The following is a 13537-nucleotide window of genomic DNA, read 5'->3' on the forward strand; positions in this document are numbered from 1 at the left end:
GCGGAGGCTCTCATGGGGCGATCAGGGCAGTGGCGCTGCCCTGAAATTCTGGTGTTATTTGTCTGAAGCGTATTCGTACTGGTAGTAGCTGTAGTTACCATATCCATACGCAGACGCTTTGCGTTCTACTGCGTTGAAAATAGCGCCTTTAACGACGATGCCGTTCTGTTCGAAGCGGCGTTTCGTCACCATGATTTCCTTGGCGGCGTTAACGCCAAAACGGGTAACGATCAGGCTTGTACCCGCTTGGCGACCGACTAGGGCCGCATCGGTAACTGCTAGGATCGGCGGAGTATCGATGATCACTAGGTCATACTGGCTGCTGACGTTTTCCAGGAACTGGGTGAAGTTGCTGTGCATCAACAATTCCGACGGATTCGGTGGAATCTGCCCGCGGGTGATGACGTGCAGGTTGTCCACTTCGGTCGCGTGAGTCGCAGTGTTCAAGTCGATTTTGCCGGCCAACAGGTCAGACAAGCCACTGCTGACGCCAATGCGGAAAAGTTTGTTCAGATAGCCCTTGCGCATATCTGCATCGACTAGCAGCACCTTCTGCCCGGTCTGAGCGATGATTGCCGCCAAGTTGCACGAGACGAAGGATTTGCCCACGGCCGGGCTCGGGCCGGAGATCATTAGGATGTTGTTTTTTGCCTCCATGGTCGCGAAGTGAAGGCTTGTACGTAGGCTGCGTAACGATTCCACAGCAAGATCTGCGGGGTTGTTCACCGCCAGCAGCAGAGAGCCGGTACTGCTGCGGCCATTGCCCTTAACGTTGCTTTCAAGAAGGGACTGTCCCTTACTGAGGGGGATCGAAGCGTAAACAGGGATACCTAATTGTTCGATGGCTTCTGGGTCTTCAATGCCGCGGTTCAACGCTTTGCGGACCAGTACGTACGCTACTGCAATTAATCCTCCGAGCAGGGTGGCGATTAGCACGATCAGCGGTTTTTTCGGTTTGACTGGTTTATCGATGTTCGCATCCGCCGAGTCAATGATACGGACGTTGCCCACCGTACCCGCGCGGACAATGTCCAGCTCCTGGGTTTTGTTCAGCAGTTGGGTATAGATCTCAGTGGTGACTTGCATGTCGCGGGCAAGGCGAAGCAGTTCCTGCTGAGTTTCCGGCAGGTTTTTGATCTTCTTTTCCAGCGTGCGTTTTTGTTGGTCGAGCTGGCTCATCTGGGTTATCAACGCTTGGTACGCCGGGTGCTGACGCGTGAAGCGATTTTCCATTTCCGCTTGCTTGAGCTTCAACTCGGAGATGAGGGTTTCCAAGGCCACGATCTGATCGAGAACGGCTTTGGTTTCGAGTGTGATGTCCACCGAGCGAGCGCTAGTCTGATACGCATTGAGCTGACCTTCAGCTTTTTCTAGCTGCTTGCGCACATCGGGTAACTGGGTGCGCAGGAATTGAAGGCTTTGCGCGGCCTCGGCGGAGTTGCGTTGGACGTTCTGTAATACGTAAAGACGTGTAATTTCATCCAACACTTTCTTGGCTAGGGCTGGATTCTCGTTTTCGAGTGACAGCGCGATAATACCAGACTCTTTGCCCCGCTCACTGGCCGATACATCGTCCTGATACTGTAGAATAGCATTGAGGCGACGCTGTTTCGTGACACTGAATAGCGCGCCGACGTTGGCATCCAGAGTGGCGATTTGCAGCCTAAAGCCATTTTGCTCAAGCTTCTCGCCAACTTGACCTTTCAAGAGCACTTCTTCGTCGTCATTGAGCAGGGTAAAGGCTCCATTACCTTCGGCGCGTAGTGTTAACGTTTTACCGAGGTAAGCTTCCGGTACTGCCAGCTGAAAAATGTCGAGTTTTTCTCCGCCCCATGTATAGCTGTTCAAGCCAAAAAATGGGGAGGCCGGTTGGTTTGGGCTGGTTGGCTGAAAACGCCGGCTCAAAAAATGGCCAATCAGCGGAAAATAGTTCGGTTGGATTATGGTATCGAGCTTGAGGTTCTCAACTGCCTTACCCAGCACTGCCCGAGATTTGAGCAGCTCGATTTCTGTCACCGCCGGGGAGGTCCCGCCGAACATTTCGCTCATTTCACCCATGCCGCCTAAGGCAGCCATTCCGCCCTTCTTCTCTTCAACCTGAACGAGTGCGTTCGCCTGGTAGATCGGCGTTGACAATAGGGCGACTGCAACACCAATCGCGCAAAACAGCGCGGTGATGCTGATGATGATCCACTTGCTATCGATCAAGGTGCCGAGTAGCGCGAGCAGATCGATATCGCTATCGTCGTCGCGGTGTTCCTGGATAGGTAGGCTGTTTTGGCTTGGCATGCGGGATACTTTTACAAGAGGTGATTATAATTTTTTCGACCAGCTGTCGACGCCTTGCGTCATCAACTGGAAAACGTGTTCGAAGGCTACTTTCTGCTGGCGGTAGGGATCGGAAATTTCCTGATTGTTCTGCCACTTGCCCAGCAGGAACGTCTTACCGCGTACCTCCGGAGCCATTTCGACGATGCTTTCCACATGGCGTTTTTCCATGGCGAGGATCACATCGGCTTGTTGCAAATGTTCGCGAGTCAGTTGTCGGGCTTTGTGGTCTGGTAGATCGACGCCATTTTCGCGCAGGACTTCCCGCGCGGTGCTGTCCATGGGTTTGTCTACAAGCGCGCCGAGGCCGGCCGAACTGACCTCGATGCCGCGATGAGCCAGTCTGCTTTTAAGCAGGGCTTCGACGGTGGGGCTGCGGCAGATATTGCCGATGCAAACGACAAGAATTTTATTGAACATAGGGGGCTGCGCAGGTTGCGATATCGTGTGTGATGACCGCACAGGCAGCAGGAGGAGGGGGATGGAATTCCTTTCCAGCGCAACAGTACGGCCTTCTCCGGTGCATTACTGCTGCCGGGGCCATTTCAAAAGCGTGCACTGTAGTGGCGTAGGGGGGGAGGGTCAAGGCTCGGCTGTGACTTTCTCTCATACAAGCGTTTACCTTTCTCGGCAATGCCATTAGGCCAGCATTGGATAGGTGAACAGGCCAAAGTGCAGCAGATTCAAGCCAAAGTGCGTGGCGACTGCGGCGGCCAATCCGCCGAAGCGGTAGGCCAGGCCGTAGCCGACTCCTGCCAGGGTCGCCAGGAAAACCCATTGCCAACCGGCACCCCAGTGGGCCAGGCCGAACAGTAGCGCGGCGAGGATCAGGGCGAGGTGGTCGCCGTAGGGCAGGTGTTTGAGTCGTTGGGTGAGGCCGCCTTGTATATAGCCGCGGAACAGGGCTTCTTCGACCAGGGTGACTAGTAGCAAGTTGTTCAGGAGCCAGAGTCGGGCGACGTCGGGCCATTTGGGTGACCATTCGATGATGCCGAGCAGGCAGGCGCTGGCGAGGGTGAGCAGGGCGGTCAGGCTCAGGGCTATGGCGCTGGTTTTGAGGGTTTGGGTGAGTGAGCGTTGGGCGATGATCCAGGGGCAGGCGAGGATGAGCCAGAAGCCGATGAGGGGCTTGTCGAGGTTCAGGTACATCGAGAAGGGGATTGCGTTTTCGCTGAAGCGTTGTGGGGGGATGACTTGAGCGTTGTGGAAGCCTGGCAGGTAGTGGAGGGCCAGGGCGAAGGCCAGGATGATGAAAAGGGTGTGGCCGAGGTAGCGGGCGTAGGGGGGGGTTTGTGGTTGGACGGCGATGCCGGCGAGCAGGAGCAGGGTGAGGGGGAGGGCTGCCTGCAGGGAGAGTTGGCCATGGGTGAGTGCGAGGACGTAGCCGGCGGTGAGTAGTGTCAGGTACGGCCAGGGCAGTCGGAGCATCGGTCTTCCTTGAGGTGGGCTTGGTTTTATGTGGGCATTTAGGCAGATGTGGGGGTAGGTGGGCAATGGATGGGCAGGGGTATGTTGTTGGGACGTGTGAGGTTGGTGTTTTTGGGTGGATGAGCTAGAGCAGGGCGCGTCGATATCGGGGCGGTAAGTTTGGGATTGATGTTGTTTGGTGGGCCGCCATCGCGAGCAAGCTCGCTCCCACAGGTATTTGAGTTGGATGTTAGATGATGGTCAGCATATAAACTTGCGCGCGGCATGTTTTGTCGCGTAATTCGTGCGTTAAACATCCTCGGGCAGCTCGTGTTTAAAAGGTCTGTAGGTTGTTTCTCACAGGCTACAACGTCTTGCTCCATTGCCTACGATTACGTCAGAATCCGCCGGCTTGTGCGTCTTGGGCCTGGGCTCTATCGTTTTCCGGTCGCTGAACAACAGCGATCGGGTTTGGTAGCCCGGTTACCCGGCGCATAGCGCCACCGTTTGCAGGCCTTTTCAGGCCTAGGTTTTATGGTGGCCATGCGTAGGGCGCTCTCGAGCGCGCCGGGTTGCCAGGTAACCGGTCTACCAACCTTCGTATGGCCGCCACCCACGTTTGGTAGCGAGGGTGATGGCTCCACTTTTATTATCTGGAGTTTCATCTATGTTCAAAGTAACGCCCAACCCGCCGGACACCGATCCGACTTCGCTGCACGAGCCCTCCGATTCAGAAAAATACGACGAGGTTGTCAAACGCGCCCTCGATTTCTACGCCAATCCCGCCGCCCACGCCGCCGTTATCAAAGCCACCCCGAGGCAACTCGACAGCATGTTTATCGTCAACCCGCAGATCGATGTCGAAACCCTGCTGGGCCACGCTTGCGAATCCCTGGCGTCGGCCAATGTCATGGCCATGGACCTTGCCGATCACCTGGACGGGACAAGCCGCAATTCCCTGTTGGGTATTGCGCAGGTCATCATGCTGGGCGAGTTGGCGGTGAATCGGGCGCTGGATCGGATAGATACATCCGCGTAGCAACGATCTCCTGTGGCGAGGGAGTGTGCTCCCGCTTGGTTGCGCAGCGGCCTCAAGAGGGCGACTGCGGTCTTTTAGAGAATGCCCGGCGACCTGTTTCAGGGCTGCTATGCAGCTCAGCGGGAGAAAGCTCCTTGATCTTCGCATTCGTCAGGATGCATTTCGCCTGGTCGAGCATTAAGTCTTTCACTCGCAGGCCCGTTGATTTTGAAATGCCAAAGAAACTCGCCAATGAGTGGAGGCAAGAATGAAAGAACAAATTGGCGAATACGATCGGCAGCAACCCTGGACGGTTCTGCGACGGTGCATCAGGCTTGGCGGTTTACGGCACCGAAGCCTGATTATTCAGGATAATAATGGCGCCCGGTTATCACTGCCTATATAAGTTGATTCCTGTATATTCATGAATGTGGTTGGCTCGCCTTATCTCCAACGCGTCAGCGATAGTAGACCAATGGCGGCCGCTACCCGGAATTAGATGGTTTTGTAGATCTGCCACATTTCTGAAGTGCGAAATCGATATATCGAAAGGATGCATATCCAACTGACCATTATTCGTCCACGCAGGTGTCGCTGCAGCAGGTACGTACACATTTGGGTGGTGTCGCACTGGAACGAAGTGATAGTTTTTTTGTGCTTCGCGGTAGAGGGTAGGGCTTTGGATTATGCTGCGTACTTCGATCCGGCGAGTATAAGCACCGGTAATTTCAGCAATGGATTCGTTTTGTTTGATTCGTGGAATGGCGGCATCAGTATTGTTGGCTATCGAAGCTGTTGATACTGTGTTTGTACTTCCGGAAACTGTCGTCGCAGTTGCGGCTGTCGATGATGCGGCTTGTGTGTTTACGTTACCAGTCGCTGCTGATGACCTTGAGATAGAGCGCGAACTGTTTGACATCGTCCGTAAAGGGTTAGCTCTCCTCGGTATTATCGGTATTCTAAAACCTACATGACCCGTCGGATCCACCAGATTCCCAGGGTCTCCCTCACAATACGCGTATGCATTCAACCCACCCTTTCCAAACGGACTCCAACTGTCCGGGCTGTTAAACCGCATCAACACCGGATTGAACTGACGATAGCCATTACCCAAATGATAGTGCCCGGTCACCGGGTCCGGCCGTTCGCCGTTGAAGCCAAGCAAGCCAAGTAACCCGTTCTTCGGCGGACGATGGCCGTAGGGTGTATAGGCAAGGGAATGAGGCTGGTTGGCATCGAGCGCGTTCAGCACAGAACGTTGTTGATCCGTCGCCAACAGCGTGACGGCGACCTCTGTGCCCTCGTTCCGTTGCTGTGCCAACAGTTGGTCGTCGTGCTGCACGATGCTGCGTTGCACTGCGCCTTGTATTTCCGTGGCCAGGCGTGTCCTGCAATAAAAGCGCTGGATGGCAAAGTGGTCGAAGGGGGCGCAATAGACGGTACGATCGAGCGGGTCGTAGCGATAGCGAACCAATAGGATTTCATGGGGGGAGGTAGGCATTGGCGAGTCCCTGCAAGGTCCAAAAAAGCCGAGCGGTCAGCATCATTCTTTTTTTAATCATTGCCTACTAGCAGAACTGATAGGGACAGACAGCTCCAGGTCCGTCTTGCAGGCGTCGAGAGCATTAAGCCCTTCACTCAATCGCAACTTCAGCACAAGCAGTGGCAATCACCCTTCCCGCATAAGCAGCGCTGTACACCACATCACAGAACCAGCCCTTGTCATCCATGGAAGAAAGGCGAGCACTGAACTGCAGTTGCCTGGCGGCTGGCACCAGCTCGGCTGCGTCTAATGTCACATGCAAAAGCCTGTAGGAAACAGCTCGCCCCATTTTGTGATCCAGTAGCCGGGACATGGCGTGACTCATTCCGTACATAGCAATTCTGCGAACAGTTGCCCGCCCACCAGCAGTTGAGTGTTTGCGGTGACGGTTTTGCGAGACTGCTCGACGATTTTCGCCCTGGCGGTCATCGACGGTGTCGGGCCAAGCCCGAGGGGGTAACGCAGTTCCCATTGAGCGCCTGACGCCAAACATGACCCCAGAATGGCCAGATGACGCCCTGCCTCTGCAGTTGCCAACGGCCCCAGCTCATTCCCTCGCGGTTGCTCAGGGGTGAACTCACCGTAGATGTCCCATTCGTCAGGATCAGGGGGCCACCAGCAGTAGGTTATAGAGGATCGAAACTTGGGCGACGTCGAGCGGGCTCAGGGTTCCTAACGAGTTGTGCCTGATCCTCGGGCTCTATCTCACGCCGGGTTTCATTGAATTTCACCCTTCTTCTCTCCCTGGGTTCGGAGGGGGGGAGGTGAGCTTTATTGTGAAATTGCAAGGCTTCTTTTCTATTAGCTATTCTTAGGGGGTAATATTCTTCCCGGTTTGGTATTTTCGTAGGGTCGCTATAGCGAAGCTCTGCCGTTTCTTTTATTTTAGTAACCAGTTGTTTTGGTATTCCGTTTTCAGGAAACAACTCAGATGCATTTTTAATCGTATTTTGCTGGGTGATAGCGTCGAGATTGTCCATATCATGCTGCGAATTTTGTCCCAATGTTGTTTTTAATGAATCCGATTTGATATTTTTGTCAATTCCCGGGTTTTTTTGAAAAGTTGGTCTTGGAATTTTGAAGGGTTTAGCAAGGGTTGGTGGACGGAGGATTGGTTTAAGAACATGTCCTGACGGGTCTCTGGTATTAATCGAGTTCCCTCTGCAATAAGCATACGCATTCAATCCACCCGCCCCAAACGGACTCCAGCTGTCCGGGCTGTTAAACCGCATCAACACTGGGTTGAACTGCCGATAGCCGTTACCCAAATGATAGTGCCCGGTGACTGGGTCCGGCCGTTCGCCGTTGAAGCCGAGCAAACTGAGGAAATTCTTTTCCCGCGGACGATGGCCGTAGGGTGTGTAAATGAGGGGGGCAGGCTGGTTGGTGTCTAACGCGGTCAATACCGAACGTTGTTGATCAGTCGTCAGCAAGGTGGTAATCGTCTTACCGCGCTCGCCCTGTTGCTGTGCAAGCAACTGGTCGTCGTGCTGCACGATGCTACGTTGCACTGCGCCTTGTATTTCAGTGGCTAGGCGTGTCTTGCAGTAATGGCGCTGGATGGCAGCTTGTTTGAAGGGGGTGCAATCGACGAGGCGATTCAGCGGGTCGTAGCGGTAGCCACTCAATAGGCTTTCACGAGAGGAGGTAGGCATTGGCTGAACTCCGTGCGCGATCCAATTAATCCGAGCTGCCAGCATCATTCATTTTTTAATCACTGACTACTATCAGAACTGATAGGTTCCGGTGGTAGAACTTGTTGATATTTAAGAGTTCAGGGCGCACACCTGTCAAACTTGACAGTAGACAAGGGGTGTTAGTGTGAGGAATCTGCAGGAGAGCGTGTTTAACTTTCTTCTCCTGGTGAGGGGTATTCCGTCATGGACGAACTTAATAGCGTTGCCAGTGACAGTGTCGATAAAGCCAATGATTTAGTGGACTTGGTCATCCAGTACGGATCGGCTTTTGGCCTGAAGATTGTGTTTGCGGTGCTGTTCTGGATAGTGGGCCGCTGGATGATCAGTTTTATTGTCCGGTTTGTGCAGCGCTCGATGACGCGGCAGAAGATCGATCCGACGGTGTTGCGTTATGTCGGGTCTTTTATCACGGTCACGCTGAACATCATCCTGGTGATTGCCATTCTTGGGTATTGCGGGATTGAGACGACCAGCTTTGCGGCGATTCTGGCGGCGGTCGGGTTGGCGATTGGCATGGCTTGGTCTGGGTTGTTGGCGAATTTGGCGGCGGGTGGGTTCATCATCGTTTTGCGTCCGTTCAAGGTTGGCGATGAGATTGGGGCGGGCGGGGTGGTGGGTACGGTGACGGAGATCGGGTTGTTTGTGACGACTGTCAATACGGCGGATAACGTGTTGACGCTGGTGGGTAATAACAAGATTTTTTCTGACAATATCCAGAACTTTTCCAGTAATGAGTTTCGGCGGGTGGAGTTGTCGTTTTCGCTGCCGTTCGAGACGGATGAGCGGGCGGTGGTGGGGTTGTTGCAGCAGCGGTTGGGGAAGGTGGCGAATGTGTTGGCGGCGCCGGCGGTTGATGTTCGCTTGGTGGGTGTGAATTCGGAGTCGGTGGTGTTGCTGGTGCGGTTGTGTTGTCACAGTGAGCATTATGGGGCGGTGCGTTTTGATGCGAATGGGGTGATTCGGGAAGTGTTGAAGAATAGGGTGGATGGGCAGGTTGAGGTTGATTTGGTGAGTGGGGTGGTTGGGGAGAGTAGGCAAGGGCTGGGGGAGGTTGGTAGGTCGGTTGGGTAGTGGGTATTGAATCGTCATCGCGGTGTGTCAGGCGATGGGGTGGTGGCTGATAGGCCGCTTTCGCTGGCAAGCCAGCTCCTACAGGGGTTGGTGTTGGGCACCAACCCCGGGTTTTGGGGTTAGGAGGCTATTAGTTGGCGCAGGACGTAGTGGAGGATGCCGCCTGATTTGAAGTATTCCACTTCGTTCAGGGTGTCGATCCGGCACAGGACGTCGATTTTTTCGCGGCTGTCGTCGGGGCGGGTGATGACCAGGGTCAGGTTCATCCGCGGTGTGAGTTCGACATTGGTCAGGCCGAGGATGTCGAGGGTTTCTTTGCCGGTGAGGTTGAGGGTTTTGCGGTTCTGGTCGAGTTTGAATTGCAGGGGCAGTACGCCCATGCCGACCAGGTTGGAGCGGTGGATGCGTTCGAAGCTTTCGGCGATGACGGCTTTGACGCCGAGCAGGTTGGTGCCTTTGGCGGCCCAGTCGCGGCTGGAGCCGGTGCCGTATTCCTGGCCGGCGATGACCACCAGCGGAGTGCCGGTGGCCTGGTAGCGCATGGCGGCGTCGTAGATCGGGACTTTTTCGCCGGTCGGGATGTAGATCGTGTTGCCGCCTTCTTCGCCGCCGAGCATTTCGTTGCGGATGCGGATGTTGGCGAAGGTGCCGCGCATCATCACTTCGTGGTTGCCGCGACGGGAGCCGTAGGAGTTGAAGTCGCGCGGTTCCACGCCTTTGTCGCGCAGGTAGTGGCCGGCGGGGCTGTCGGCCTTGATGTTGCCGGCCGGGGAGATGTGGTCGGTGGTGACCGAATCGCCGAGCAGGGCGAGGATCCGGGCGCCGGCGACGTCCTGGACCACCGGGGGCGGGCCGCCGATGTCGTCGAAGAACGGTGGATGCTGGATGTAGGTCGAGTCGTCCTGCCAGACATAGGTCGCGGCTTGGGGCACTTCGATCGCTTGCCATTGTTCGTCGCCGGCGAAGACTTCGGCGTATTCCTTGTGGAACATGGCGGTGTTGACTTGATTCACGGCGTCGGCGATTTCCTGGGTGCTCGGCCAGATGTCGCGCAGGTACACCAGGTTGCCTTCTTGGTCGGTGCCCAGGGGTTCGCTGCTGATGTCCATTCGCACGGTGCCGGCCAGGGCGTAGGCGACGACCAGGGGCGGGGAGGCCAGCCAGTTGGTTTTCACCAGCGGGTGCACGCGGCCTTCGAAGTTGCGGTTGCCCGAGAGCACGGAGGCGACGGTGAGGTCGGCTTGCTGGATGGCTTTTTCGATCGGCTCCGCCAAGGGGCCGGAGTTGCCGATGCAGGTGGTGCAGCCATAACCGACCAGGTCGAAGCCGAGTTCGTCGAGGTACTGGGTCAGGCCGGCCGCCTTGTAGTAGTCGGTGACCACTTTCGAGCCGGGCGCCAGGGAGCTCTTGACCCAGGGTTTGCGCTTGAGGCCTTTTTCCACGGCTTTTTTCGCCACCAGGCCGGCGGCCATCATCACGCTCGGGTTGGAGGTGTTGGTGCAGGAGGTGATGGCGGCGATGACCACGGCGCCGTTTTTCAGGCGATAGGTCTGGCCTTCGTAGTCGTAGTCCGCTTCGCCGGCCAGGTCGGCGTTACCGACGGCGACGCCACCGCCGCCTTCGCTTTCCAGGCGGCCTTCTTCCTTGCTGGTGGGTTTGAATTGCAGGTCGGTGAAGTCACTGAAGGCTTGCGGGACGTTGGGCAGCGAGACGCGGTCTTGCGGGCGTTTCGGGCCGGCGAGGCTGGCTTCGACGCTGCCCATGTCCAGGGCGAGGCTGTCGGTGAAGATCGGTTCTTTGCCGGGCAGGCGCCACAGGCCTTGGGCTTTACAGTAGGCCTCGACCAGTTTCACCGTGGCCAGCGGCCGGCCGGAGAGGCGCAGGTAGTCCAGGGTGATGTCGTCCACCGGGAAGAAGCCGCAGGTGGCGCCGTATTCCGGGGCCATGTTGGCGATGGTGGCGCGGTCGGCCAGGGGCAGGTCGGCGAGGCCGTCACCGTAGAATTCGACGAATTTGCCGACCACGCCTTTTTTGCGCAGCATCTGGGTGACGGTGAGCACCAGGTCGGTGGCGGTGATGCCTTCCTTGAGCTTGCCGGTGAGTTTGAAGCCGATCACTTCCGGGATCAGCATCGACACCGGTTGGCCGAGCATCGCCGCTTCCGCTTCGATCCCGCCGACGCCCCAGCCGAGTACGCCGAGGCCGTTGATCATGGTGGTGTGTGAGTCGGTGCCGACCAGGGTGTCGGGGAAGGCGTAGGTGCGGCCGTCTTCGTCCTTGGTCCAGACGGTGCGGCCGAGGTATTCCAGGTTCACCTGGTGGCAGATGCCGGTGCCCGGTGGCACCACGCTGAAGTTGTCGAAGGCGCTCTGGCCCCAGCGCAGGAAGGCATAGCGTTCACCGTTGCGCTGCATTTCAATGTCGACGTTCTGTTCGAAGGCGCTGGCGCTGCCGAATTTGTCGACCATCACCGAGTGGTCGATCACCAGGTCCACGGGCGACAGCGGGTTGATGCGCTGCGGGTCGCCGCCGGCCTTGGCCATGGCGGCGCGCATGGCGGCCAGGTCGACCACGGCGGGCACGCCGGTGAAGTCTTGCATCAGGACCCGCGCCGGGCGGTACTGGATTTCGCGATCGCTGCGCCGCTCCTTGAGCCAGGCGGCGATGGCCTTGAGGTCGGCGCCGGTGACGGTTTTGTCGTCTTCCCAGCGCAGCAGGTTTTCCAGCAGGACTTTCAGCGACATGGGCAGCTGGTCCAGGTCGCCGAGGCTTTTGGCCGCGTCGGGGAGGCTGAAATAGTGGTAGGTCTTGTCGTCGACTTGTAAGGTTTTAAGGGTGTTCAGGCTATCGAGGGACGGCATTGCGATCACTCCTTTAAGTCCGCACGGCACGGACTGAGGGGACGGACAGAGCATTAAAGCTAGCCCTGTTTTCAGTAGCTGGCTAATAACTGGACTCTATGGACAAGTCCAAGGTTCCGAACTCGGCTATCATGCGCCGGTTTTCGTGACAGGCTTTGCTTCAACGCAAGCCTGGGCATCGCGCAGTGGTTGAATGTCTCGCCATCTGCCCAGGAGTAAGAATGAACACCCTCTTTATGCATTGCCGGCCGGGCTTCGAAGGCGAAGTCTGTTCCGAGATTTCCGAACACGCCGCACGGCTGAACGTGGCCGGTTATGCCAAGGCCAAGACCGCCAGCGCCTGCGCCGAATTCATCTGCACCGAGGAAGACGGCGCCGAGCGGTTGATGCGTGGGCAGCGTTTTGCCGATCTGATTTTTCCACGGCAGTGGGCTCGGGGGATTTTCATTGATCTGCCGGAAACTGACCGGATCAGCGTGATCCTTGCGCACATGGCGGATTTTCCGCTGTGCGGCAGCTTGTGGCTGGAGATGGTCGACACCAATGATGGCAAGGAGCTGTCGAACTTCTGCAAGAAGTTTGAAGGGCATTTGCGCAAGGCGCTGATGGCGGCTGGGAAGTTGGTGGAGGATCCTGCCAAACCGCGGTTGCTGCTGACGTTTAAAAGCGGACGGGAAGTGTTCATGGGGCTGGCGGAGTCGAACAACTCGGCGATGTGGCCGATGGGCATTCCGCGCCTGAAGTTTCCGCGCGAGGCGCCGAGTCGGTCGACCTTGAAGCTGGAGGAGGCCTGGCACCACTTTATTCCGCGGGATCAGTGGGATGAGCGGTTGCACAGTGACATGACGGGTGTCGATCTTGGCGCGGCGCCGGGTGGCTGGACCTGGCAGTTGGTTAATCGTGGGATGTTGGTGACGGCGATCGACAATGGTCCGATGGCGGAAAGCCTGATGGAGACCGGGTTGGTGCAGCATTTGATGGCTGACGGGTTTACTTTCAAGCCGCGGCAGCCGGTGGATTGGATGGTCTGTGACATCGTTGAAAAGCCGGCGCGTAATGCGGCGATGCTGGAGGAGTGGATTGGCGAGGGGCATTGCCGGGAAGCGGTGGTTAACCTCAAGTTGCCGATGAAGCAGCGGTATGCCGAGGTGAAGCGCTTGCTGGAGCGGATTGCCGAGGGGTTCAAGGCGCGTGGGATTCGGGTCGAGATTGGTTGCAAGCAGCTGTATCACGATCGGGAAGAAGTGACGTGCCACCTGCGCCGGCTGGATGTGAAGAAACCCAAATCCCGCTGAGACACGGAACGGGCGTCGTGCCTTGATCCTGCGGCCGACACAGCCCCTACATGGAATTGGCGTCGTACCTGGATCCAGTGATCGACACAGCCCCTGTAGGAGCCGGCTTGCCGGCGAAAGCGGTGGGTCAGTCGACGTTGATGTTGGATGTTGGGCCGCCTTCGCTGGCAAGCCAGCTCCTACATGGAATTGGCGTCGTGCCTGGATCCAGTGATCGACACAAGCCCCTGTAGGAGCCGGCTTGCCGGCGAAAGCGGTGGGTCAGTCGACGTTGATGTTGGATGTTGGGCCGCCTTCGCTGGCAAGCCAGCTCCTAC

Annotated in this window: 10 protein-coding genes; 3 read left to right on the forward strand and 7 right to left on the reverse strand. The window is 57.0% G+C overall.

Annotated features, from left to right (window positions below; genetic code table 11):
- Positions 1–54: 54 nt before the first annotated feature.
- The 3 genes from J2W17_RS24045 to J2W17_RS24055 form a co-directional block, all read right to left on the reverse strand.
- The gene (locus J2W17_RS24045; protein WP_307340416.1) at positions 55–2289 is read right to left on the reverse strand and encodes a polysaccharide biosynthesis tyrosine autokinase; all 2235 of its coding nucleotides are present in this window, start codon (positions 2287–2289) and stop codon (positions 55–57) included.
- 24 nt (positions 2290–2313) lie between these two features.
- Positions 2314–2748, reverse strand: coding sequence for a low molecular weight protein-tyrosine-phosphatase (locus J2W17_RS24050; RefSeq protein WP_307340420.1), 435 nt, complete (start codon positions 2746–2748; stop codon positions 2314–2316).
- Between the two features lie 219 nt (positions 2749–2967).
- Positions 2968–3756, reverse strand: coding sequence for a CPBP family intramembrane glutamic endopeptidase (locus J2W17_RS24055; RefSeq protein ID WP_307340422.1), 789 nt, complete (start codon positions 3754–3756; stop codon positions 2968–2970).
- A gap of 646 nt (positions 3757–4402) precedes the next feature.
- Between J2W17_RS24055 and J2W17_RS24060 the strand changes: the two genes are divergently transcribed.
- Complete coding sequence (locus J2W17_RS24060; RefSeq protein WP_307340425.1) at positions 4403–4774, forward strand: DUF6124 family protein; 372 nt, start codon at positions 4403–4405, stop codon at positions 4772–4774.
- A 370-nt stretch (positions 4775–5144) separates the two neighbouring features.
- Here the strand turns inward: J2W17_RS24060 and J2W17_RS24065 are convergent, their stop codons facing one another.
- The 3 genes from J2W17_RS24065 to J2W17_RS24075 all read right to left on the reverse strand — a co-directional run bounded on the left by J2W17_RS24065 (position 5145) and on the right by J2W17_RS24075 (position 7951).
- Positions 5145–6254, reverse strand: a complete 1110-nt coding sequence (locus J2W17_RS24065; protein ID WP_307340428.1) for an RHS repeat-associated core domain-containing protein — start codon at positions 6252–6254, stop codon at positions 5145–5147.
- A 133-nt stretch (positions 6255–6387) separates the two neighbouring features.
- Complete coding sequence (locus J2W17_RS24070) at positions 6388–6609, reverse strand: hypothetical protein (protein WP_307340431.1); 222 nt, start codon at positions 6607–6609, stop codon at positions 6388–6390.
- 313 nt (positions 6610–6922) lie between these two features.
- Positions 6923–7951 (reverse strand): RHS repeat-associated core domain-containing protein, encoded by a 1029-nt coding sequence (locus J2W17_RS24075; RefSeq protein WP_307340434.1) that lies wholly within the window; start codon positions 7949–7951, stop codon positions 6923–6925.
- A 225-nt stretch (positions 7952–8176) separates the two neighbouring features.
- Here J2W17_RS24075 and J2W17_RS24080 point away from each other — a divergent pair, with 225 nt between their 5' ends.
- Positions 8177–9064, forward strand: a complete 888-nt coding sequence (locus tag J2W17_RS24080) for a mechanosensitive ion channel family protein (RefSeq protein ID WP_307340437.1) — start codon at positions 8177–8179, stop codon at positions 9062–9064.
- A gap of 119 nt (positions 9065–9183) precedes the next feature.
- Here the strand turns inward: J2W17_RS24080 and acnA are convergent, their stop codons facing one another.
- Positions 9184–11925: an aconitate hydratase AcnA gene (gene acnA, locus J2W17_RS24085; RefSeq protein ID WP_307340440.1), complete on the reverse strand. Its 2742-nt coding sequence runs from the start codon at positions 11923–11925 to the stop codon at positions 9184–9186.
- Positions 11926–12146: 221 nt separating this feature from the next.
- Here acnA and rlmM point away from each other — a divergent pair, with 221 nt between their 5' ends.
- Entirely contained in the window at positions 12147–13220 is a 1074-nt protein-coding gene (gene rlmM, locus J2W17_RS24090) for a 23S rRNA (cytidine(2498)-2'-O)-methyltransferase RlmM (RefSeq protein ID WP_307340442.1), read from the forward strand.
- Positions 13221–13537 lie beyond the last annotated feature (317 nt).

The organism is Pseudomonas lini (assembly GCF_030812475.1).
GTDB classification, from domain to species: domain Bacteria; phylum Pseudomonadota; class Gammaproteobacteria; order Pseudomonadales; family Pseudomonadaceae; genus Aquipseudomonas; species Aquipseudomonas lini_A.

What these genes read in the sequence shown, in the direction of transcription:
- J2W17_RS24045 (WP_307340416.1), bottom strand. Translation starts at nt 2,289, where the DNA reads ATGCCAAGCCAAAACAGCCTACCTATCCAGGAACACCGCGACGACGAT.
- J2W17_RS24050 (WP_307340420.1), bottom strand. Translation starts at nt 2,748, where the DNA reads ATGTTCAATAAAATTCTTGTCGTTTGCATCGGCAATATCTGCCGCAGC.
- J2W17_RS24065 (WP_307340428.1), bottom strand. Translation starts at nt 6,254, where the DNA reads ATGCCTACCTCCCCCCATGAAATCCTATTGGTTCGCTATCGCTACGAC.
- J2W17_RS24060 (WP_307340425.1), top strand. Translation starts at nt 4,403, where the DNA reads ATGTTCAAAGTAACGCCCAACCCGCCGGACACCGATCCGACTTCGCTG.
- J2W17_RS24070 (WP_307340431.1), bottom strand. Translation starts at nt 6,609, where the DNA reads ATGTCCCGGCTACTGGATCACAAAATGGGGCGAGCTGTTTCCTACAGG.
- J2W17_RS24080 (WP_307340437.1), top strand. Translation starts at nt 8,177, where the DNA reads ATGGACGAACTTAATAGCGTTGCCAGTGACAGTGTCGATAAAGCCAAT.
- rlmM (WP_307340442.1), top strand. Translation starts at nt 12,147, where the DNA reads ATGAACACCCTCTTTATGCATTGCCGGCCGGGCTTCGAAGGCGAAGTC.
- J2W17_RS24075 (WP_307340434.1), bottom strand. Translation starts at nt 7,951, where the DNA reads ATGCCTACCTCCTCTCGTGAAAGCCTATTGAGTGGCTACCGCTACGAC.
- J2W17_RS24055 (WP_307340422.1), bottom strand. Translation starts at nt 3,756, where the DNA reads ATGCTCCGACTGCCCTGGCCGTACCTGACACTACTCACCGCCGGCTAC.
- acnA (WP_307340440.1), bottom strand. Translation starts at nt 11,925, where the DNA reads ATGCCGTCCCTCGATAGCCTGAACACCCTTAAAACCTTACAAGTCGAC.